Genomic DNA, 22023 nt, shown 5'->3' with positions numbered 1-22023 from the left:
GTGCCGCGTGGTCCGCGGCACGGCCGATCACCGCTCAGCCCGTGACACCGCTCAGCGGGGAGGGAACGCTCGCGTCCGGTTCCGCGACGGTGGCCGCGACCCAGAACAGCAGCGCGATCCCGACGGCACCGGGGTCCGGCGCGCCCTTGACCCGCTCGCCGACGTAGCTGGCCCGGCCCATCCGCGCGCGCAGCCCGGAGGTGAGGTCGGCGCCCTCCTTCGCCGCCGCGGCGGCCTCGGCCCACCCGCCGCCGACCAGGGCGTCGGCCGCGGGGGAGAGGGCGTCGACCAGCGTGCGGTCGCCGACCCGCGCCTCGCCGACGCGCTGGATCGCGGCCAGACCGGCCCTCGTGCCCTCCCCGAACGCGGTGAGGGGATCGGTGCCGCTGGCCAGCGCGTGGGCGATCTCGGTGAACAGCAGGCCCAGCAGGGGGCCGCTGGTGCCGCCGACCTCGTCGAGGAACACCTCGCCCAGCGCGTCGAAGGCGCCGCCGGAGCCGTCCTCGAAGCGCTGGACGGCGGCGCGGAGCCCACCGCGCAGGTTGTCGCCGAAGTCGCCGTCGCCGCTGCGCTGGTCCAGTTCGGTCAGCTCGGCGTGCGCGTCCTCCGCGGCACGGGCGAACCGGCGCAGGACCGCTTCCTGGTCGAAGGTCGTCACCGGGTCTCCTCCGTGGTCGGCGCGGTGCTGCGGGGGAAGGCCGGAGTGATCGCCGGTGCGGTCCACCACGGCTTCCACGACGGTCGCAGCCGGGTCAGGGTGAGCGAGAACCCGGCCATGTCCAGCGCCGGGACGAAGGTGCCCACGAGCGCGCCCACCACGTCGAGACCGCGCCGCGCGAGCCCGTCGGACACCAGGTCGTGCAGCCCGTACAGCTCCAGCAGCGTGGTGCCGCCCAGGCCGTTGACGACCACGACGACCTCGTCGGGCCCGGCGGGCAGACCCGCCACGACCTCGTCGAGCATCCGGTCGACCAGCTCCTCGGCCGGTGGCCGGGAGATCGTCCTCTGGGCCCGCTCGCCGTGGATGCCGACCCCGTACTCCAGTTCGCCGTCCTCCAGCGCGAAGGAGGGCCTCCCGGTGTGCATCGAGGTCTGCGCCCGCGTCGCCACCGCGAGGCTGCGCGAGGCCCCGGCGAACTCCGCTCCCAGCGCGGCCAGGTCGTCGAGCCCCAGGCCGGTGTCGGCGGCGGCGCCCAGCAGCTTCTCCACGACCACCGTGGCGCCGGTGCCGCGCCGCCCGGTGGCGGTCTCGTCCGACTCGGTGGCCAGGTCGTCGTCCACGAGCACCCGGCGGACCTCGATCCCCTCCAGCCGCAGCCGCTCCGCCGCGATGCCGAAGTTGATGCGGTCGCCGGTGTAGTTCTTCACGACGTGCAGCACGCCGTCCGGTCCCGCGGCGTGCCGGGAGGCGGCCAGGACCTGCTTGTTGTGCGGTGAGGCGAAGACCTTGCCGGGGGCGACGGCGTCGAGCATCCCGCGTCCCAGGAACCCGGCGTGCATCGGTTCGTGGCCGGAGCCGCCACCGGAGACCAGGCCGACCCGGCGTGCGGGGTCGCGGTGCCGGGCGACGAGGTGGGCGGGGTCCTCGTGCAACCGCACGAGGTCGGCGTGGGCCTTGGCGAAGCCGCGCAGCGCGGGCGGGACCGGGTCCCCGTCGGCCGGGTGGAGGGGTGGAGCCATGTCGGGCGTTCTCCCTGGTGCGGTCGTGAGGCGGTCGCGGGAGCGCGGTGAGCCTCGCTCCGCCCCAGTCTGCTCGCGGCGGGAGGGGACAGCAGCGCGGTGGGGCGAGTCCGGTGGCCGGTCGGCTGCGCCGGGCGCGCGAGCTGGAGACCGCGACCTGGTCATCCCATCAGGTGAGAGGGGGAACAGTCGCGGGCGGTGCTCGTTCGCACTGGTGACGCAGATCCCGAGAGGAGTGCTCCGATGAGCGGTGCGGTGGACGCGGCGCAGGACCCGTTCGTCCAGGACTGGCGGAACTGGAAGCGGGAGCGCGAGCAGAGCCTGGCCGATCCGCACGGCTGGCTCGCGCTGGTGTCGCTGGACTGGCTGGGAACCGAGCCGCGGGCGTACCGGGGGCTGCCCGGTCTGTGGTGGCAGGACGAGGACGCGTCGGCGGCGCACTTCGACCCGCGGGGAGCGCGGGCCGTGCACGAGGGCGAGCCCGTCACCGGGCCCGTGCGGTTCGAGCTGGTCAACAGCGGAGCCGGCACGCGGGTCGTGGCGGGTGAGGTGGAGATCGAGGTGGCTCGCCGCGGCGGCCACCTGATCCGGGTGCACGACCCGAAGGCGCCGGTGCTGCGCGCGTTCCGCGGCGTGCCCGCCTACGACCCGGAGCCCGAGTGGGTGCTGACCGGCACGTACGAGCCCTTCGACGAGCCGCGCCCCACCACGGTCGGCGCGGTGGTGGAGGGGCTCAGCCACGTCTACGCCGCCCCCGGCGTGGTGCGCTTCGAGCACGACGGCGCGGAGCACGTGCTCACCGCGTTCAACGGCCGGGGCTCGGGCCTGAGCATCCTGTTCACCGACGCCACGAGCGGCGTCACCACCTACGCGGCCAACCGCTCGCTGGCTGTGCCGCCGCCCGCGGAGGACGGCACGGTGGTCCTCGACTTCACCAGGGCGGTGAACCTGCCGTGCGCCTTCACCGACCACGCCACCTGCCCCCTCCCGCCGGAGGGCAACGCCCTGCCCTTCGCGGTGGAGGCGGGGGAGAAGACGCCGTACGAGCGCTCCTGATCCGCTCGGCCGTCCGACCGTCGCAGGTGGAGCGACGGCCGGACCGCGGCGGTCTGTCGGTGGGCACCGGTAGCGTCCTGCGCTGTGAACGCCGGGGAACGCATTCAGGAACTCGCCGATCGGATCGTCGTGCTGCGCGACGCCTACTACCGCGGCTCGCCGCTGGTGGCGGACGCGGAGTACGACGCGGTCGAGGACGAGCTGCGGGAGCTGATCGGGGCGAACCCGGAGCTGGCGCCCGACCCGAACCCGCTGGAGCAGGTGGGCGCGCCCGCGGTGCTGCACGCGCCGATCCGGCACTCGCGCCCGATGCTGTCGCTGGAGAAGGCCACGAAGCCCGAGCAGGTCGCCGCGTTCTTCGACCGCTTCCCCGGTCAGCCGGTGGTGGTCATGCCGAAGCTGGACGGGCTGTCGCTGGCGCTGGTCTACGAGGACGGCCGGCTGTCGCGGGCGATCACCCGCGGGGACGGCACGACGGGCGACGACGTGACCTTCCTGGTGCGGGCGCTGGCCGACGGCGTGCCGGAGCGGGTGGACGCGTCGGGCCGGGTCGAGGTGCGCGGCGAGGCGGTGATGCTGCGCTCCACCTTCGCCGCCTACAACGCCGCGCACCCGGACAAGCCGCTGATCAACCCGCGCAACGCCGCCGCGGGCACCCTGCGGGCCAAGGACCCGGCCACGGTGGCCGAGCGCCGCCTGCGGTTCTTCGCCTTCGACCTGGACACCTCGGCGGACACGACCGCCGCCGACCTGGAGCAGGGGCTGCGCGCGCTCGGGTTCACCGTCGCCGACATGCGGCACAGCACCGGCGCGGACGCGGCGCAGGCGGTGATCACGACGATCGAGCAGCAGCGCAACGACCTGGACTACGACCTCGACGGCGCCGTGCTGCGGCTGGCCGACCGGGGCGCCTACGCCGCCGCCGGCACCCGGTCGAACTCGCCGCGCGGCGCGCTGGCGTTCAAGTTCGCCGCCGAGGAGAGGACGACCGTGCTGTCCGACGTGGTCTGGGACGTCGGCAAGACCGGCAAGATCGCCCCCGTCGCCCGCCTGGAACCGGTGTTCGTCGGCGGCACCACGGTCACCCGCGCGACCCTGGCCAACCAGGAGGTCATCCGGGCGCGCGGCATCCGCATCGGTGACACGGTGCTGGTGCGCCGCGCCGGTGACGTGATCCCGTTCGTCGCGGGTGTGCTCGACGCGTCCAAGCGCACCGGCGCGGAGCGGGAGATCGTGCCGCCGGACACGTGCCCGTCGTGCGCCGACCCCCTGACCGAGCAGGGCAACAGCCGGGAGTTGTTCTGCACCAACGTGGCCTGCCCCGCGCAGACCGTGCGCAGGCTGATCCACTGGGCCTCGCGCGCGGCGGCCGACGTCGACGCGATCGGTCCGGTGTGGATCGAACGCCTCGCCGAGGCGGGGCTGCTGGAGAACCCGTCGGACTTCTACACCCTGACGAGGGAACAACTGCTGGAGTTCGACCGCGTCGGCGAGACCTCCGCGACGCGCATGATCGAGTCGATCGCCGCCAGCCGCCGGGTCGGACTGCGCCGGGCGCTGATCGGGTTCGCGATCCCGATGGCGTCGGAGGGCACCGCGACCCGGCTGTGCCGGGCGGGGTTCGGCTCGCTGGAGGAGGTCGCCGACGCCGGTGAGGAGCGACTCGTCGCCGTGGAGGACATCGGCCCGAAGGTCGCCGCCTCGCTGATCGAGCACCTCACCCGGCTGCGCCCCGAGATGGAGCGGCTGCGGCGGCGCGGGGTGTCGCTGGACGTGCGCGAGGAGGACCTCCCGCCCGTCGTCGCCGCCGGTGCTCCGCTGGCCGGGAAGACGGTCGTGATCACCGGTGCGATCAGCGACCCGCGCTCGGGTGAGAAGGTCCCCCGCCCCACGTTCCAGCGGCTGTGCGAGCGGGCCGGTGCGACCACCGCGACGTCGGTCTCGGCCAGCACCGACCAGCTGATCACCGGCGCGGACGTCGGCGCGAGCAAGCTGACCAAGGCCGAGAAGCTGGGCGTCGAGGTGGTCGACCAGGGGGTGATCTGGCAGCAGCTCATCGCGGCGGGCATCGTCTGAGGCCCCGAGTCGCGGACGGGGTGCGACTGAGCGCTCCGGCTGGCCGGTCGAGCGTCGGAGGCGGCGTCGGTCTCGGCACCACCCGCGTGCACCGCGACGAGCCGACGCCTCCCACCGGCGGGGGCTACGTCGTGACGGCCGCCCCGGAGGAGAACGAGTCCTGCTCGGACGCGACGACGGGGAACTTCACCCCGGTGAGGTCTTCCGAGACGGTCCACAGCCGCTGCTGGACGGCCACCTCGTGCGAGTCCGGGCTGGAGGCGACCAGCCGGGGGTGGCCCTTCACCTCGTTGCGTCCGCCGGGACCGTAGTACTGGCCGCCGAGCACGGCGGGGTCGGTGGCGGCGCGCAGGGTCGGCAGCGCGCCCATCGCCGGAGTCTGGGTGATCAGCGGCGCGAGCCAGGTGAGCGGGAGCCGGAGGGCCGCGGGGGAGTTGCGGGTGAGCTCGGTGTTGGACATGCCGGGGTGCGCGGCCACCGCGACGGTGGTGCCGTGCGCGGCGAGCCGGCGCTGCAGCTCGTAGGTGAACATGAGGTTGGCCAGCTTGGACTGCCCGTAGGCGGCGGCGCGGTTGTAGGACCGCTCCCACTGCAGGTCGTCGAAGTGGATCGCGGCCCGGATGCGGTGGCCGGTGCTGCTGACCGTCACCACGCGCGAGCCGGGCACCGGCAGCATCAGGTCCAGCAGCAGCCCGGTGAGCGCGAAGTGGCCGAGGTGGTTGGTGCCGAACTGCAGCTCGAAGCCGTCCCGGGTGGTCTGCTTCGGGGTGTACATCACGCCGGCGTTGTTGATCAGCAGGTCGATCCGGTCGAGCCGGGACCGCAGCGCCGCCGCCGCGGTCCGGACGGAGTCGAGCGAGGTCAGGTCCAGCGCCTGCACGGTCACGTCGCCGGTCATGCCGGCTGCGGCCTGCTCGCCCTTCTCGACGTCGCGCACGGCGAGCACCACGGACGCCCCGCGCTCGGCGAGCGCCTTGGCGGTCTCGTACCCCAGTCCGGTGTTGGCCCCGGTCACCACGGCCACCCGCCCGTGCTGGTCCGGAATGTCCGTCGTCGTCCACTTCTCGCTCATGCCAGGCTCCCGATCGTTCAAGGTACCGGAGGTATCTTGTGGGAGTGACATTAAAGTACTTCCGGTACGTTGTCAACGTACCGCCGGTACTGCAGTTAGGCTGGCGATCGTGACCTTCCAGCGGGCGCGAACCCAAGAGCAGCGGGAGATCCGTCGGCGGGCGATCCTCGACGCGGCGTCGGCGATGCTCGACGAGATGCCCGTGGCCGCCGTCACCCTGAACGAGCTCAGCCGCCGGGTGGGCCTGGCGAAGCCGAACGTGCTGCGCTACTTCGAGTCCCGCGAGGCGGTGCTGCTGGAACTGCTGAACCACTTCCTGCTGGAGTGGCTGACGGAACTGGCGAGCGAGCTGGCCGCCGACGTCGACGAAGATCTGCCCGTGGCCGAGCGAGCGGTGGCGGTGGCCGAGGTCCTCAGTCGCTCGCTGTCCGGCCGAGTGGTGCTGTGCGACCTCTTCGGCGCACAGGGCAGCGTCCTGGAGCACAACGTCTCCGTGGAGGTCGTAGCGCGCTACAAGCGCGCCTCCCTGGACCGCCTGACGACCATGGCCGCCCTGCTCCAGAAGTACCTGCCGGAGCTGGGCGAGAACGCGACGCTGTTCAGCCTGCAAACCATGGTCATGGCCGGCGCGCTGTCGGCGTACAGCACACCCCCGCCCAGCCTGCAGGCGGCCTACCTGGCCGAGCCCGACCTGGCCCGCTTCCGCCTGGAGCTGAGGGACTACTTGAAGCTGGCCCTGACCGCGACCCTCCTGGGCGTGCTGCCCCGCAGCTGATCCGCGCTGCGCCACCGCACCGCCGACGTGCGCACCGCTGCGACATCGGCGCGCACCCCGCCCGGCCCCGCGATCGGATCGAGGTCCCACCGGCGGCCGACACGCTCGACCGGCTGGCCGAAGCGGTCGGTCACCCGGCGCCGGCCGCTCCGCTCCGCACGACCGGCGCCTCTGCGGGAGCGGGCTACCGCAGGCGCCGGGCCCGCAGGACGGTGTCGTGGGCGTGGTGCGTGCCGGGTGGCGCGGGAGCCGTGCGCGGGCGGGTCTCGTCGACCAGGACGGTCCAGTCGTCGTCGAGGAGTTCGGCGACCTCGGCCGGCTGGTAGTAGGCGCCGACGTCGAAGCCGTGCGTTTCTCCCGGTGGCAGGTCGGCCAGGTCGTGGCCGCCGACGAGCAGGGTGCCGCCCGGCGCGACGGCGTCCAGCAGGCCGCGCAGCGCGCTGTGGCCCGGCTGCCGCAGGAGCGGGAAGTACTGGAGGGACACCAGGTCGAACGCGCGTGCCGGTGGTGGCGTCGTGGTCAGGTCGCCGAGCGTCCACGTCACGAGGTCCGCGAGGTCCGCGGTCGCGGCGGCGGCGCGTTCCAGGGCGGTCGGGGAGATGTCGACGCCGGTGACCCGCCAGCCCCGCCGGGCCAGCCAGTGCGCGTCGCCGCCCTCGCCGCACCCCACGTCGAGCGCTCGCCCTGGCGGCAGGTCGGCGACCTCGGCGACGAGCACTCCGTTGGGCCGGCCGCTGAAGACCTGGTCGCGGCCGCGGTACATCTCGTCCCAGAACTGGGCGTCCATCGGTCTCTCCTCGCTGGGGGGTGGCGTCGTCACCACCCTGCTCCCGACCGCGACGAACTGACAACGTTCTTTGCCGGAACCGCAACTTCCGCTGCGGTCGCGAACCGGCGGAGGTCGGTCGGAGGTCGTCCACGACGGCTCGTCCGTCACCCTGCGCGGGTCGAGACGCCGCGGGCCCACGAGTCGGCGCTGGTTCGCGCCCGTGCGCGCGGGGGCGTTCTCCGGCGACGCCGACCCCCGAGCGCCGAGAACGCCTGAATCAGCGCCCGACCGGTTCCGGCCGCACGTCCGCCGGTCGCGCGGGAGCGTCCCGCACGAGCGCGGGCGCGGCGCTGAGCAGGGCGACTCCCGCGGCGACGACGAGGCCGAGCGGGCCCGGTGCGCGGGCGAGCAGCGCGCCGGTCAGCGCCGAGCCGAGGGCCTGGCCGAGGACGAGCGCGACGAACAGCACCGACGTCCCGCGCGCGGCGGCGTGCGGCGCGACCCGGCTCGCCCACACGACGAGGACCGACGACGCCGCCGTGTAGCCCCAGCCGAAGACCGCGCACGCCGCGACGCTCAGCCACGGGGTGCCGGGAGCCAGGGCGAGAGCGAGGCTCGCCAGTGCCACGGGGACCACCGTCACCGTCCACGCCCCGCGCACGCCCCGCGCCAGCACGGCCCCGGACGCCGCCGCGAGCACCCCGCCCACGCCGAGGGCGATCCAGGCGACGACGGAGACGGGCGAACCCGGCTCGCTCGCCGCGTCGAGGAACGACCGGCCGTGCACCCAGACACCGGCGCTTCCCACGCCCAGGAGGACGGCCCCCGCCGCTGGCGTCCCGAGCAGCCGCCACGGCACGGGTGTGCCGGCGCTCGCGTCCGGCGCCTCGTGCCGGGGGTGATCGGCGAGGAGCACGACGGCCGTGACGACGACCGTCGTCACGGCGATGAGCCACCACGCCGTGCGCCAGTCGGGCAGCACCAGCAGGGCGAGCACGCCCGCGACGACGAGACCGGGCCCGGTTCCGGCGTTGGCGACCGTCTGCGCCGCGTCCTGCCGCGCGGGCGCCACGTTGCGGCGCACCAGGGCGACCACGGCCGGTGAGGCCAGTCCGGCGCCGGCGGACCCGGCCACCGCGGCCGCGGCGAACACCGCCGGGTGGGCGGCGGCGGCCATGCCCGCGGAGCCCGCGGCCGCGAGCAGTCCGGCGCTCGCGGCCACCGGCCGCGGACGGCGCTCGGCGATCAGGAACGCCAGGACCGCGGCGACGCAGTAGGCCGCCGAACCGCCGGACGCGACGAGCCCCGCCACCTCGACCGGCAGGCGCAGGTCCCGCTGGACGTCCGGGAGGAAGAGCCCGTAGCCGAGCCGGACCAGTCCGTAGGTGGCGGCGATGAGTGCGGTGGCTCCACTGAGCAGCGCAGATGACTGTAACGACCGTTTCATTGAAACGGAGGTTACAGTGTGTGTCGTGTCAGCGCGACCTCGCCCCAGGGAACGGCTGCTGGACGCCGCGGACGAACTCCTGTTCACCGGGGGGATCGCGGCCACTCCGGTGGACGCCGTCCTCGCCCGCGCGGGCGTCGCTCCCGCCACCCTCTACGCCCACTTCCGCAACAAGGAGGGCCTCGTCGTCAGCGCGCTGCGCCGCCGCCTCGAACGCTGGGACCGGCAGTGGCAGGAGGCGGTCGACGCGGAGACCGACGACCACCGCCGCCTGCTCGCCGTGTTCGACGCGCTCCAGCGCTTCCGGCTGGCTCCCGCCGCCGCCAGGTGGTGCGCCTTCCTCGGCACGGCGGCCGAACGCCCTCACCCGGACGGCGACCTGGCGCGGACCCTCGCGGACGACACCCGCCTGTTCCGCGACCGGCTGACCGCGCTCGCGGTGCCCGTGGCGCACGACGGGGCCGAGGCGCTCGCCGAGCAGCTCCTGCTCGTCGTCACGGGCGTCCTCGCGATGATGCTCCGCGGGGACGCCGACGCGGCGATCGAACGCGGCCGTGCGACGGCGGAGGTCCTGGTGCGCGCCGCACGGCCGGCAGAGCCGTCCTGAGTGGACGGTGGCGTGCTCAGAGCTCCACGGGGAACGACTCGATGCGACGTCCCAGCGGCAGTGACGGACGCCGGAGCGGACCACCGTCGACCGGCCGCAGGCCGGGGAAGCGGTCGAGCAGGACGCGGAAGCACTCCTCGGTCTCCATCCGGGCCAGCGAGGCGCCCAGGCAGTAGAACGCTCCGAGGCCGAAGGCGGTGTGCCGGTTGGGCTTGCGCCTGACGTCGAACCGGTCCGGCTCGAAGAACACGCTCGGGTCCCGGTTGCTCGCGAGCATGGCCAGGTAGAACTGCCGACCGGCGGGGAAGGACGTGCCCGCCACCTCCACCGGCTCCGTGCTCACCCTGGCGACCACCCCCGCCGGGCCGTCGCAGCGCAGCATCTCCTCCACGGCGGAGGGCGTCAGCTCGGGCTCGCTCTTCAGCAGGGCCAGCTGGTCGGGGTTGTCGAACAGCAGCGCCAGCCCGTTGGCGATGAGCCCGGCCGTCGTCTCGTGACCGGCGAAGAGCAGCAGCACGCAGTTCGCGACGATCTCGTCCTCGGTGACGACGCCCTCCCGCTCTGCGGCCACGAACACGCTGAGCAGGTCCTCGCTCGGCGTCCGGCGGCGTTCGTCGACCAGGCCGCGCAGGTAGTCCTGCATCTCCAGGACGCTGCGCTGACTCTTGCGCAACAGGTCGACGTCCGCGAGCTGGAACAGCGCCAGGATGTCCCGCGACCAGGCCTGGAGCTGCTCCCGGTGGCGGGTGGGCATGCCGAGCATCTCGGCGATCACGTTGGCCGGCAACGGGTAGGCGAGGTCGGCGACGACGTCCATCCGTCCCCGCGGCTCCACCGCGTCGAGCAGCTCGTGCGTCAGCTCGCGCACCCGCGGACGCAGCAGGTCCACCGTGGCCGGGGTGAAGTAGCGCTTGAGCAGCTGCTGGAAGCGCACGTGGTCGGCGGGATCGGTGTGGCCCATCCACATCGCGACGGAGGTGCGCACGGGCCGCAGCTCCTCCAGCTCGGCCGGGGTCAGCCGGTCCAGTCCCTGCGTGAGGTTGGCGGTGCTCATCCGGCGGTCCTTCAGCGCGGAGAGCACGTCCGCGTACCGGGTGATCAGGTGGGCGTCCAGCTGGGGGATGTAGCTCACCGGCGTCTCGGCGCTGATCCGGCGCAGCAGCGGCAGCGGATCGTCCAGCACCTCCGGGGTGAACAGGTCGTAGGAGGGGAAGGTGGCGACCGGTTCGCTCATGCTGCCAGTCTGTCCGAGCGTCGGCTGCGGGGGCAGCGCCACGAGGGGGAACCGTCCGCACGGCGTGCTGCTCGACCGGACGATCCGATCACCCGATCAGCCCATCCGGTCCCGGTCGTCGTTCGACTTGCCAGATCGGCAACGAAACTTGCCGGGCGGTCGAGCGGGCGGTCAGGGTGGTGGAGGAGGTGACGCGCATGAGCGCAGCAACAGGACCGGACCGCACGACGACCGTCAGCACCGGAGAGGGCGACCCCGGCTCGACGCCGTTCTCGCACGAGGCGGAGGCCGAGGTGTGCCGCCGCGTGATCGGGCACCGCGGGCACGGTCTCCGCCCGTCCCCGGAGCGGTGACGGCCTGCCGGAGGGCGGCTCGGTCCCCGACGAGCCGCCTCCCCGGAACCGGAGTTCACAGCAGGCGCTTGATCTCGCCCCTGGCCCGGTAGAAGCCGCCGTTCGCGGACGGGTGCACCTCCGTGACGACGTAGCGCGCCCCCGGCACGCGGATGTCCTTGGGGAACTGCACGCCCAGCCGCGAGTCGTAGCCCTCGGACACGACGTGCACGCGCAGCCGCCCGCCGTCCTGCACGCACTCGACCACGACACCGCCGGTGTGCGCCGGCACCCCGGCGATCGTCTCCACCTCGGCGGTGGCCTCCACGCGCCGCCAGCCGTCGGCCTTGACGTCGCTGCGCCGCGGCAGCACCCCCTGTTCGGCGGCGTGCACGGCGGCCGGGCTGGCGTCGATGCACGCCAGGGAGCCGTCGGTGGTCACGAGGTAGAGCCGCTCGTCGTGGTACTGCATGGAGAACGCCGAACCGCAGCCCGTGCCGAGCTTCCACAGCCGCGTGCCGTCGGCGGCGAAGCAGTACACCGACGAGTGGCTGTCGCCCGCGAAGACGTACTCGCCGTCCGGGGAGGTCGCGCAGGAGAACACCGCGGCGTCGCAGCGGTAGCGGGCGATCTCCGCGCCGTCGGACTTGGCGAGGCGGTGCACCTCGCCCCGGCTCGTGCCGGCGAACACCTCGCCCGCCTCCTGCCAGCCGAACAGCACGTCGCCCGGCGTGTCGGTGTGCCACACCGGGTCCCCGCTGCGCGCCCGGTAGTGCGTGACGCCCCCGGAGTGGCCGTGGAAGACGCCCTCGGTGGCGCAGCGCACCATCCACGCGCTCTCGCCCGCGCTGCGGCGCGACCACTGGAACTCGTCCTCGTGGTCGACGACCGTGATCCCGCCCTGCCGGTCGGAGACGCCCAGGACGCCGTCGTCGATGTCGAGCCAGTAGATGTCGACGTTGCTCGCGATCTCGTAGGCCACGCGCGGGACCTTGCCGCCCAGGTCGTACACGCGGCCGTCGTCGCAGCCCGCGTAGATCCAGAAGTCGTCGGCGACGATGCACTTGACGCCGTCGGGCAGTCCGAACCGGCCGGTGACGGAACCGTCGTGGGTGAGGGTGTAGACGTCGCCCCGCTCGTTGCCGATCCACACCCGGTCCTCGCCGACGAAGATCCCGAACGCCGCGGCGCCCGAGGCGAACCGCCACAGCACCGGAGCCTGCTGCGCGGTGGAGCGCGTGCTGGTGATCTGCCGCCGGGTGATCGGGCGGCGCTGCCGCACGCCCTTCACGGCGGGCGCGTACCCCTTGCGCACCTTCTCGCCGATCTTCTTCTCCGCGGCGTTGCGCGCCTTCGCGGCGTCGGCGTAGGACGTGGTGCGCACCGCGCCCCGCTCACCGATGCGCCCGTAGGTGATGGTGACCGCGGTGCCGTCCACGTCCACCTCGTAGAACTTGTGCGCACCGCCGCCCGCCTCGGACAGCTCCAGGTACGTGGTGCCAGTGGACATGGTGTTCCCCCTCGGTCCCATGTGATCGACTGCGCTCACGCTATCGACGGCCACCGACAGTTCTCCGATCTTGCGAACGGTCGCCCGCGTCACTTCTCCGCCGATCTGATCGACAGCGCTCCGGTCGCGTGCGAGCCTGCGATCGGCGGTGGCCGACGCGGGCCGCCGGGGGGAGGGGTCTGTCGGGTGGGCTCCGTGTTCGACGACGCGGCGGCCGGGGCGGGGTTCGTCCTGGACGACGCCCAGGCCCTGGTGGCCGAGCGGCTCGGGCGGCTCGTGAGCGAGGTGTCGCGCCACCGCGGACGGTTCCGGAAGCCTCCTCGTGGCGTTCACCTGTGGGGCCCGGTGGGGCGCGGCAAGAGCTGGCTGGCGTCGGTCGCGTTCGACGCCGCCGACGTCGAGGGGAAGCGGCGCCTGCACTTCCACGACTTCTTCCGCGACTTCCACGCCGCGTACTCCCGGCACCGCGCCGCCGACCTGGCGGTGGACCTGGCCGTCGCCGAACTGCTCGACGGCTGCCGCTTCCTGTGCTTCGACGAGTTCCACGTCCACGACCCCGGTGACGCCGTGCTCCTCGGGCGCCTGCTGCGCTCGCTGTTCGAGCGGCGGGTGGTGCTGCTGACCACGTCGAACCACCCGCCGGGCGGACTGCTGCCCGAGCCGTTGTACCACCACCTAGTCGAGCCGACCGTCGCATTGCTGGAGCGCGAGGTCGACGTGGTCGAGCTGAACGGCCCGGTGGACCACCGCAGGCAGCGCGGTCCCGGCGGGCCGAGGTCGGGCTTCGAGCGCGGCGCGTACCTGTGCCCCGGCACCGGCCAGCAGGTGCGGGCGCTCGGCCTCGCGCCGCCGAGCGCCGACGAGGCCCGCGTGCTGGAGGTCGGCGGGCGGGCGCTGCGCGCCGCCGCCGTGCGCGAGGACCTCGTGTGGTTCGACTTCTCCGAGCTGTGCGCCGGGCCGACGTCCGCGGCGGACTACCTGCCCCTGGCGGATGACTTCCCGACGTGGGTCGTGTCGGGCGTGCCCCGCCTGGGCGACGTCGACGAGCAGGCGGCCCAGCGGTTCGCGTACCTCGTCGACGTGCTGTGCGACCGGGACGCGCGCCTGGTCCTCGTCGGGGAGGCGCCGCTGGCGGAGGTGCTGCGCGGGAACCGCGCGCCGAGGGACGTCGACCGGCTGGAGAGCCGGCTCTCGCTGCTGTCCGTCGCACCCGACGGCCCGACCGGTGCGTGAACGCGGTTCCCGCGGGGAGACCTGCGCCGTGCTGAGCAGCTCGGTCGGCAGCCGCGGGTGATCGCCCCGGCCGTGCACTTCGGGCAGGGCGCGCCGCCGCAGACCCGGCCCCGCTCGGAGCTGGCGGTCGACCTGCCGCAAAGGCGGTCTGCGCCTTCGCCACCGGGGTGGTGGCCGACGCGCTCGCCGCGCGGCGGGGGCCGGGACCGGGCCAGCGGCACGCCGCGACGCGACCCGGCCGGCGCTCGGGCGTCGGGCCGCTGCCGCGGTGGGCGTCCGGCACCGGCTGACCGCGAGCCCGCCCGCTCTGACTCGTCGTGATGCAGCCGTCACGGTTCGTGAGGTAGATTCGGGTGTGCTGGTCGGACGGGAACGATCGGCTTCCCGCTCGACCACGCCCAGCACGATCGGGTTCGACGCGTCGTGCCGGTGAGCACCACTCGACGTGGCAGGTGCCCGGCCCCGGTGGGACCCGGCGTGGAACGAGCAGAGGTTGACCGCATGTCCGAGCGTCCGGCACGCGACGCCGAGTTCTCCAGTGCCGACTTCCCGCTGACCACGCGCCGCGTCCAGTACCGGCCCGACCTGCTGGTGGTCTCCGCGCAGGGCGAGATCGACCTCCTCACGGCCCCCCGGCTGGCCCGAGCGCTCGACGGCGACCTCCCGGCCCTGGTGGTGGTGGACCTGACGAGGGTCACCTTCCTCACCGCGGCCGGCATCGGGGTGCTGATCGAGGCGGCGCAGCGCTCCGGAGCGGCCGGCCACCGCCTCGGAGTCGTCGCCCACGACCGCCTGGCGCTGTACGTGCTGCGGATGAGCGCCGTGGCCGCCGAGATCCCGACCTACGAATCGCTCGCCGACGCCGTGCGCGAACTCGCCTCCACGCACTACCGCACACCGGGCGGGCGGCCTCCGGCCCGCGCCGACGAGCCGACCGGGACCGACCACCCGCGCTGACCACCCGGGGTCGACCCGGCCGAACCCCGCACGTCGCCGGGTGACGGGACCGGCCCGTCACCCGGCGACGAGGGATCAGCGCCGGTCGGAACCGTGCAGGTCGGCCACCTCCTGATCGCTGAGCGCGCGGCCGACGGCGCGCACCTGGTCGATCGACCCGGACCAGTGATCGGTGCTCTGACCGGCGTACTTGGCGCGGCCGATCGTCAGCGGCCCGGTGCTGACCACGTCCGGACCGGCCTGCGCCGTGCCGACGCGCTGCCCGTCCAGGTACAGACGGGCCTCACCGCTGGCGTGGTCGCGCACGCCCACCAGGTGGTACCACCGGCCCAGCTCCGGCGTCACCGCGAGGGTGGCCCGGTGCCCGCCCGGTGTGCTGAAGGCGAAGGTGCCCCGGCCGTACTGGAGGTAGAACGGGTTCTCCGTCACCCGGCCGTCCTGGCTCACGGCGGTGGCGTAGTTGCCGGGCAGCGCGTCGAGCGTCACCCACGCCGAGACCGTGTAGTCGCCCCTGGTGTCGAGGACCGGGCGTCCGGTCTGGGCGAAGTCGCCGTCACCGTCGAAGTGGAGCGCGGACCCGCTGATCCCGCTCACCCACGAGGTGTTCCCGCTGAGTGCGACGTCGCTGCCGCCGCCGCTGCGGTCGCGACCCACCAGCTCCCTGCCCTCGTCCAGCGGCCAGTGCCCGCGGCCGGGGAACGTGGCGTCCTCCCCGGCGCGCGCACCCGCGGCGACGACCTGCCGGTTGATCTCGCGCACCGGAGCGGGATCGACCTTGATCTCCCGGCGGTCGTAGGTCCACAGGCCGTTCAGCTCGTTCTCCAGGTCGGTCACCTGGGTGTAGACCGAACCGGACAGCTCCGCGCCCGCGGCGTCGAGGTAGAACGTCCTGGTGTTCTCGACGTACTTGGCCGTCAGCGCCGCCTTGTCCGCCACGCCGCTGTAGATGGCCGCCGGGGTGCCCGGCCACATGTGGCCCGGCGTGCGCAGCGTGAAGCCGCCGTGCTCGCCGTCCATCGCGACACGGGTCGCGTCCGGGTACGGCGCGTCCGTGTTCAGGTAGTCGTGGTGGTCGATCACGTCGCCCTTGCCGGAGTCGCCCTTCGAGTTGCAGCAGTTCACACCGCTGTGCGCGTTGGTGATCCGGGACGGGTCGGCCGCCTTCACCGACTCGGCGATCTGGCCGGTGGCCTCGCGGTCCCACTCGCCCCAGCCCTCGTTGAACACGACCCAGCCGATGATCGACGGCGAGTCGTGCAACTGCTCCATCGTGCGGCGGCCCTCGGTGAGGAACGCCTGCTGTCCCTGCTCGTTCGTGATGTCGCCGGACACGAAGTCCTGCCACACCAGCAGGCCCAGCTGGTCGGCGTGGTGGTACCAGCGGGCCGGTTCGACCTTGATGTGCTTGCGCACCGCGTTGAACCCCAGGTCCTTCTGGGCCTGGAGGTCGAACCGCAGCGCCTCGTCCGTCGGCGCCGTGTAGAGGCCGTCCGGGAAGAAGCCCTGGTCCAGCATGGCGAGGGAGAAGATCGGCTTGCCGTTGAGCACGAGCTTCGGGAAGCCGCCCACCTCCTGCACCGCGATCGAGCGCATGCCGAAGTAGCTGCCCACGGAGTCCCTGCTCCGCCCGTCGGTGAGCACGACGTCCAGGTCGTAGAGGTACGGGTCGTCCGGGCTCCACAGGTGGGGCCGCGGCACCGGCAGGTTCAGCGGCGCGTTGGCCGGACCGCTGACGCTGCCGACCTTGCGGCCCCTGCTGTCGCGGGCGGTGGCCGTGACCCGCGCGGACGGCGACGCCGACGTCGAGCGGACCTCGACGGCCAGGCTGCTCGTCGCGAGGTTCGGCGTGCTCCTGACGTCGTCGATCGCCGTGACGGGAACCGGCTCCAGCCACACGGTCTGCCAGATGCCGGAGGACTCCGTGTAGACGATGCCGCCGGGGTTCGAGGACTGCTTGCCCACGGGCTGGTTCGGGCCGGTCGTGTCGGTGACCGCCACGACGATCTCCTGCTGGCCCGACCGGCGCAGGGCGTCGGTGATGTCGGCGGAGAACTCCGTGTAGCCGCCGACGTGCTCGGCGACCTGCCGGCCGTTCACCCACACCCGCGCGTGGTGGTCGACGGCGCCGAAGTTGAGCCGCAGCCGCTGCCCGGAACCGATGCGCCAGCCAGCCGGAACCGTGACCAGCCTGCGGTAGAACATGTGGTCCTCGTGGCGCTCCAGCCCGGACAGCTGCGACTCCACGGGGAACGGCACGACGATCCGCTCCGCGAGCGGCTGCCCGAACCGCGGCTGCTCGCCCTCGTGGGCACCGGCGAACTCCCAGGGACCGTTGAGGTTGAGCCACTTCTCGCGCACCTGCTGCGGCCGGGGGTACTCGGGCAGCGGGTGCTCGGCGTCCACGTCGTCGGCCCACTCGGTGCGCAGCCGGTGGGTCGAGGAGTTGGCGGCGTTGCGGACGATCTGGGGCACCGCCTCCCCGCCGACGGCCAGGCCGCCGGAACCGTCGTAGGAGAAGCGGACCCGCTGGCCGCGCTGAACCGGCGCGGTCAGCGTCACCACGAGGCGCGAGGAGTCGTCGGGGGCCACGGCCACCGAACCGATCGGCATCGGCGTCGTGTCGGCCTCGACGGTGAGGTGGCCCGCCGCCTCGGCGACGGCCGTGACCGCGTCCTCGAAGTCGGCCACCACGCGCAGGCCGTCCTCGGCGACGGTCAGGCCGACCGGGTACACCTCGAAGCCGTCCGGCGGCGTGAAGGCCGACTCCGGCACGATCTGCTTGGCGATCGAGGCGCTCGACCAGCGCAGGAACATGTTCGCGCCGCCGACGTCCTGGAACATCTCCAGCCGGAAGTCGTGCCGCTCACCCGCGATCAGGCGCACCGGCGCGCTGTGCTGCTCGACGTCCCAGTCCCCGACCCAGTGGTCGATCACCGGCTGGTCGTCGACGAACAGCCGGAAGCCGTTGTCGCCGATCGCGGAGAACGTGTAGTCGCCGGTCTCCGGAGCCGTGATCCGGCCCGTCCAGCGCGCGGTGGTGTGCTCGGTCCGGCCGGTCAGGGACTCGAAGGTCGCGGCCAGTCCGGGGAGGTCGATGTTCGGGTCGAGGGTGATGCCCCCGAGGTGGGCGAAGTCGTGGGCGCCGGGGGCCGACGCCCGGAAGTACTCGCCCTTCAGGCCGTGCACCTCAGCGGTGGCCGAGTCGGCGTCGGGCTCGGCCGCGGAGGCGAACGGTGCGCCGCCCGCGGGCAGCGCGAGGACCGAGGTGATCAGCAGCAGGATCAGGGTGAGCGACCGGAACACTGGTCGTGGCATGACGTCCTTCCTGGGCCGTCGCGTGTGAGGCGACTCACAGACCTCCTCAATGAAGCACGCCCGTTACAGGAAGGCAACAGCACTGCACAGAATCTGGCGCAAATCGAACAGGCAAGCCCCCAAATGCCGTTGACTTTTGGCGTTTTAACCAGCTCTGCGCCCTGAGGTCGGAGCGGCGGGCCCCGTGGCGCGGCACGGGTGTCAACGGCGTTCACGAGGTGGACGCGATCGGCGGACCCTTGCCGTGCGCGCCCCCTCTCGCCACCATCGGCGGCGTGCGCCGGGTGACCACCGCGGCGCGGAACGGCGGGCGGAGAACCGGATGGGCGGCGAGCACGGCACGGCTGCCGCGCGTTCTCGCGCGTCCTGGCTGCGCTCCGGCGCGCGGGTGCTGTGCGCGCGCCGGCACGTCGACTTCGGCCGCCTCCGCAGCGCGGCCTGTTCCGGCTGACGACCCACCTCGCCCGGACCGCAGCTCGACCGCAGAGGACTCCCGCCCGAGTCCCGCCTCACGGAGGTCGTCCCGATGACCCGCACGATTCCGAAGCACCACCGCGCCGACGGCACCGCACCGGTCGTCACCGCGCTGCGCGTCCCCGGCCGCCCACCGCTCGGCGCCGACGGGAAGAACACCGTGCGCCTGCTGATCAGCATCAGCGTCGAGGCGGAGGCGGAGCAGATCGCCGCGGCCACCACGCGCGTCGTGCAGGCGCTGCGCGAGGCGGGCCTCGCCGTCGACGTCGGCGTGCCGCAGCAGCGTCAGCGCGACGTGGAGGTGCGCGTCCTGCCCCACTCGCGCCGGGTGCTGCACCGCGGCTCGCCGGTCGAGCTGAGCAGGCTGGAGTTCGACCTCCTGCTGTTCCTGTGCGAGCACCCGGACCGCGTGCACCGCCGCCGCGATCTGCTGTTCCACGTGTGGGGCGGCGGCCAGGCGGGCGTGCGGACCGTGGACGTGCACGTGCGCCGCATCCGCGGCAAGCTCGGCGCGGCGGCGGACCTGATCTCCACAGTGCGCGGGATCGGCTACCTGGTGGAGTCCGGGCAGCGGGTGCGCGTGGAGCGGGAGGACCTGATCGGCCGATCCGGAGTTCCCTCCTCCGGCCCGGTCACCGGGGAGTGGTGACGCCGTCCCGGCGCGCGGCGATCCGGCCGAGTCGATCTCGCGACGACCGAGTCGCGCGACCTGTTCGGCTCAGCGGGTGACGAGGACCCGGCGTGGTCCGCGCCGCCCGCCGCCGCACCGGTGCGCCCGACCGATCACCGCGCCGACGCGGGAGCCGTCTCGGAACCGGCACCGGTGCGGCGGAGCCGGGGGAGCACCGCCGCCGCCGTGCCCAGACCGGTGGGCCCGCCGAGGACGCGCGTCGTTGCGCGCGGGAGCGCGCCCGTGCCGTGGGGCGCGGGGGTCGTGTCGGGCGGCAGCGACGCTGTCGACGTGCCCGGTCCGGTGAGGCCGCCGAGCGTGCGGGCCGCTCCCCGCCGGGCGTGGGGCGCGGGGGTCGTGTCGGGTGGGAGCGACGCTGTCGACGTGCCCGGTCCGGTGAGGACGTGGGTGGTTCCGCGCGGACGTGCCGCGGACGTGCCGAGACCCGCGGGGCCGAGCGTGCGGGCCGTTGCGCGCGGAGGTGTGGCCGCGGACGTGCCCGGACCAGCGGGACCGGTGAGGGCGCTGGTCGTCTCCTGCGCGTTCCGCACCAGGTCGGCCTCCTCGTAGCGGTGGCACCCCTCGTGCCAGATCTTGATGCCGGCCATCCAGCGCTTCAGCTCGTCGGCGTAGCCCGTGAGCGTGGCGCGGGCGCCGGCGTCCAGGCCGAAGTCCTCGAACAGGGCGGGCAGGTCGACGTCCACGACGTGCTGGAACTGCCGCATCCGCGCCGTCATCAGGTCGTTCACGATCCTCATCGCGGTGGGCGGGTCGCAGTCGAGGAAGTTCTGCACGACCAGGACGCCGTTGTGGATCTCGCCCTCGAACTGGATCTCCTTCTGGTAGGAGAACAGGTCGTTGAGCAGGCACGCGTAGTCGGCCGCCGCGTTCTCCATCGACGTGATCGGCCGGGAGCGGTAGACCTCCGGCGGCACGCTCCGCCCGTGCGACAACCGCGACAGGCTCATGGTGAGGTCCGAACCGAAGGTCTTGCGACGCATCTCGACGTAGTCGACCGGGTCGGGGATGCGGTTCATCACCTGGTTGCCCAGTTCCCACAGCCAGCTCTCGGTCATGTCCACGACGGTGCGGCGGAACGTGCGCCGCGCCTGCGGGGTCATCGGGCCCGCCGTGCGGGCCCACAGGTCGGCGAGCCCGCGCTCCAGCGGGTCGACCGGCACGGGCGTCGTCTCGGCGTCCACCGGCATGAACTCCGCCAGCCGCTTCGTGTACGCGGCGGCGACCAGGACACCGGCGCCGCGGCCGAAGACGACCGGGTAGAGGTCGTCGCCGTAGGTGCCCCAGGTGAGCCAGTCCGACGTCAGGTCCAGTTCCTCGGACGTGGCGTCCGGGTGGATGCCCGCGGCGCACAGCGGCAGGTCGTAGTCCCGCAGCTTCCGCTCGTTCCAGACGTTCGGCCCCCGCGTGCCGGGCAGCGGGCCGATGATGCCCATCCGCTCCGACCACTCCACGACGTGCTCGCGCGAGGTGGCCAGGTGCGGGCTCAGCGTGGTGGTGTAGGGCATGTGGATCTCGGGCAGCGGCAGCGAGCCCACGACCGTGAACGGTACGTGGCTGAAGCTCCTCGTCCGCTGCGGAGCGGTCGCCAGCACCGACGACACGATGCGCGCCGCGGAGGTGCCGAGCCCCCGCGGACCGCCGAGCACACCCGCCGCCTGCCCCTGCTCGCCAGCGCCGTTCATGTAGCGGCTGGAGCGCGTGTGCCACTCGTGGCCGCCGGACTGCCAGTCCTGCAGGCCCTTGGCGTAGGCGAGGACCGCCGTCCTGCTCGCCGGGTCCAGCGCGTGCTCCTCGAACAGGGCGGGCAGTTCGGTGAAGGCGGTGTGCTCGAACTGGTGCAGCCGGGAGGTGAGCAGGTCGTTGACGGCCTCGGCCGCGCGCTGCGTGTCGATTCCGAGGAAGCGCTCGAAGACCAGCACGCCGTTGCTCAGCTCGCCCTCCTGCTGGACCTCGCGCTGGTAGGAGAACAGGTCGTTGCGCAGGTGGACCGCGTCGGAGAAGGTGTCCCGCAGCACGTGCAGCGGGCGGCTGTGGGCGACCGCGGCGGGCACCTCGGCGTTCACCGCGTGCTCCACGAGGTTCGCCGACCACGGCGCGCCGCCCACCTTGCGGCGCATCTCGACGTACTCGACCGGGTTGGCGAGGCGGCCCTCGTCGATGTTGGCCAGCTCCCACAGCGACTCGTCGAGCAGGTTCCTCGTGCTCTCCGCGAAGCGCCGACGCCAGTCGGCCGACCTGCTCGGGACGGTGCGCGTCCACAGGTCGGCCAGTCCGCGTTCCACGGGGTTGGTGGGCGTGGCCGTGATCGGGCCCCGCACCGGCGTGAACGCCCGCAACCGGTCCAGGTACTCCCGCGCGCCGGGCACGTCGCGGCTGCGCTTGTACAGCTCCAGGAAGTGGTCGTCGAAGTAGAAGACCCAGACGTACCAGTCGGTCACGAGGTCGAGCTCCGGCCCCGGCGCGTCGGGGTGGGTGTAGGAGCAGAGCAGCGCGTAGTCGTGGGAGTCGAAGTCGTGCTCGCTCCAGATCGCGACGCCGTTCTGCGGCACGTCGATCATGTCCATCGCGTGCGCCCACGCCTTGCTGTGGACGCGCGCCCCCTCCAGTTCGGGGTTCAGCCGGGCCGGGTGCGGTGTGTAGAACTCCGGCAGCGTGAATGGCTGCATGTCCTGGATCTGACCTCTCGTGCGGCGGGTGGCCCGAACGCCGGTCCGGGGCGGGGGAGACCCGGTCGTCTCGGCCGTCGCAGGCAACCAGAGAGGGTGGCCGGCGCGACACCCCGCCGACGCGATTCC

General features: G+C 73.4%; 18 protein-coding genes. 9 read left to right on the top strand and 9 right to left on the bottom strand.

Going from position 1 to position 22023, the window contains the following annotated elements; genetic code table 11:
- Positions 1–34 precede the first annotated feature (34 nt).
- Positions 35–658 carry a DAK2 domain-containing protein gene (locus IMZ35_RS05540; RefSeq protein ID WP_199439831.1) on the bottom strand — a complete coding sequence of 208 codons (624 nt, stop codon included), beginning with the start codon at positions 656–658 and terminating at the stop codon, positions 35–37.
- A complete protein-coding gene (locus IMZ35_RS05535) occupies positions 655–1680 on the bottom strand; it encodes a dihydroxyacetone kinase subunit DhaK (protein WP_199439830.1) in 1026 nt (341 codons plus the stop codon). Before IMZ35_RS05535 ends, IMZ35_RS05540 begins: the two co-directional genes overlap by 4 nt.
- Positions 1681–1923: 243 nt before the next feature.
- On the opposite strand from IMZ35_RS05535, the gene IMZ35_RS05530 reads away from it, so the two are divergent.
- Together IMZ35_RS05530 and ligA are read left to right on the top strand one after the other, a co-directional pair.
- Entirely contained in the window at positions 1924–2736 is an 813-nt protein-coding gene (locus IMZ35_RS05530) for a DUF1684 domain-containing protein (protein WP_199439829.1), read from the top strand.
- Positions 2737–2820: 84 nt separating this feature from the next.
- A complete protein-coding gene (gene ligA / locus IMZ35_RS05525; RefSeq protein ID WP_199439828.1) occupies positions 2821–4812 on the top strand; it encodes an NAD-dependent DNA ligase LigA in 1992 nt (663 codons plus the stop codon).
- A 124-nt stretch (positions 4813–4936) separates the two neighbouring features.
- Here ligA and IMZ35_RS05520 read toward each other — a convergent pair whose 3' ends face one another.
- Positions 4937–5884: an SDR family NAD(P)-dependent oxidoreductase gene (locus IMZ35_RS05520; RefSeq protein ID WP_199439827.1), complete on the bottom strand. Its 948-nt coding sequence runs from the start codon at positions 5882–5884 to the stop codon at positions 4937–4939.
- A 109-nt stretch (positions 5885–5993) separates the two neighbouring features.
- Here IMZ35_RS05520 and IMZ35_RS05515 point away from each other — a divergent pair, with 109 nt between their 5' ends.
- Positions 5994–6659 carry a TetR/AcrR family transcriptional regulator gene (locus IMZ35_RS05515; RefSeq protein WP_199439826.1) on the top strand — a complete coding sequence of 222 codons (666 nt, stop codon included), beginning with the start codon at positions 5994–5996 and terminating at the stop codon, positions 6657–6659.
- 184 nt (positions 6660–6843) lie between these two features.
- Here the strand turns inward: IMZ35_RS05515 and IMZ35_RS05510 are convergent, their stop codons facing one another.
- Complete coding sequence (locus tag IMZ35_RS05510; RefSeq protein ID WP_199439825.1) at positions 6844–7446, bottom strand: class I SAM-dependent methyltransferase; 603 nt, start codon at positions 7444–7446, stop codon at positions 6844–6846.
- A gap of 259 nt (positions 7447–7705) precedes the next feature.
- Positions 7706–8875 (bottom strand): MFS transporter, encoded by a 1170-nt coding sequence (locus IMZ35_RS05505; RefSeq protein WP_199439824.1) that lies wholly within the window; start codon positions 8873–8875, stop codon positions 7706–7708.
- Positions 8876–8900: 25 nt separating this feature from the next.
- Here IMZ35_RS05505 and IMZ35_RS05500 point away from each other — a divergent pair, with 25 nt between their 5' ends.
- Positions 8901–9482 carry a TetR/AcrR family transcriptional regulator gene (locus IMZ35_RS05500; RefSeq protein WP_199439823.1) on the top strand — a complete coding sequence of 194 codons (582 nt, stop codon included), beginning with the start codon at positions 8901–8903 and terminating at the stop codon, positions 9480–9482.
- 16 nt (positions 9483–9498) lie between these two features.
- On the opposite strand, the gene IMZ35_RS05495 is transcribed toward IMZ35_RS05500, so the two are convergent.
- Entirely contained in the window at positions 9499–10716 is a 1218-nt protein-coding gene (locus tag IMZ35_RS05495; protein ID WP_199439822.1) for a cytochrome P450, read from the bottom strand.
- Positions 10717–10913: 197 nt separating this feature from the next.
- On the opposite strand from IMZ35_RS05495, the gene IMZ35_RS05490 reads away from it, so the two are divergent.
- Positions 10914–11069 carry a hypothetical protein gene (locus IMZ35_RS05490; RefSeq protein WP_199439821.1) on the top strand — a complete coding sequence of 52 codons (156 nt, stop codon included), beginning with the start codon at positions 10914–10916 and terminating at the stop codon, positions 11067–11069.
- 55 nt (positions 11070–11124) lie between these two features.
- Here the strand turns inward: IMZ35_RS05490 and IMZ35_RS05485 are convergent, their stop codons facing one another.
- A complete protein-coding gene (locus IMZ35_RS05485; RefSeq protein ID WP_199439820.1) occupies positions 11125–12558 on the bottom strand; it encodes a WGR domain-containing protein in 1434 nt (477 codons plus the stop codon).
- Positions 12559–12744: 186 nt separating this feature from the next.
- On the opposite strand from IMZ35_RS05485, the gene zapE reads away from it, so the two are divergent.
- Entirely contained in the window at positions 12745–13791 is a 1047-nt protein-coding gene (zapE, locus tag IMZ35_RS05480) for a cell division protein ZapE (protein WP_199439819.1), read from the top strand.
- Between the two features lie 501 nt (positions 13792–14292).
- Positions 14293–14748, top strand: a complete 456-nt coding sequence (locus IMZ35_RS05475) for an STAS domain-containing protein (RefSeq protein ID WP_199439818.1) — start codon at positions 14293–14295, stop codon at positions 14746–14748.
- A gap of 75 nt (positions 14749–14823) precedes the next feature.
- On the opposite strand, the gene IMZ35_RS05470 is transcribed toward IMZ35_RS05475, so the two are convergent.
- Complete coding sequence (locus tag IMZ35_RS05470; protein ID WP_199439817.1) at positions 14824–18063, bottom strand: LamG-like jellyroll fold domain-containing protein; 3240 nt, start codon at positions 18061–18063, stop codon at positions 14824–14826.
- 322 nt (positions 18064–18385) lie between these two features.
- On the opposite strand from IMZ35_RS05470, the gene IMZ35_RS31285 reads away from it, so the two are divergent.
- Together IMZ35_RS31285 and IMZ35_RS31280 are read left to right on the top strand one after the other, a co-directional pair.
- Entirely contained in the window at positions 18386–18514 is a 129-nt protein-coding gene (locus IMZ35_RS31285; RefSeq protein ID WP_267877040.1) for a hypothetical protein, read from the top strand.
- 75 nt (positions 18515–18589) lie between these two features.
- On the top strand, positions 18590–19186 hold the full coding sequence (locus IMZ35_RS31280) for a winged helix-turn-helix domain-containing protein (RefSeq protein ID WP_199439816.1): 597 nt from the start codon (positions 18590–18592) through the stop codon (positions 19184–19186).
- Between the two features lie 134 nt (positions 19187–19320).
- Here the strand turns inward: IMZ35_RS31280 and IMZ35_RS05460 are convergent, their stop codons facing one another.
- On the bottom strand, positions 19321–21894 hold the full coding sequence (locus tag IMZ35_RS05460; protein ID WP_229370804.1) for a family 2 encapsulin nanocompartment cargo protein terpene cyclase: 2574 nt from the start codon (positions 21892–21894) through the stop codon (positions 19321–19323).
- Positions 21895–22023 lie beyond the last annotated feature (129 nt).

Origin of the sequence: Umezawaea beigongshangensis (genome assembly GCF_016464305.1) — a bacterium.
GTDB classification, from domain to species: domain Bacteria; phylum Actinomycetota; class Actinomycetes; order Mycobacteriales; family Pseudonocardiaceae; genus Umezawaea_A; species Umezawaea_A beigongshangensis.
This window is presented reverse-complemented; position numbering and strand designations above follow the sequence as displayed.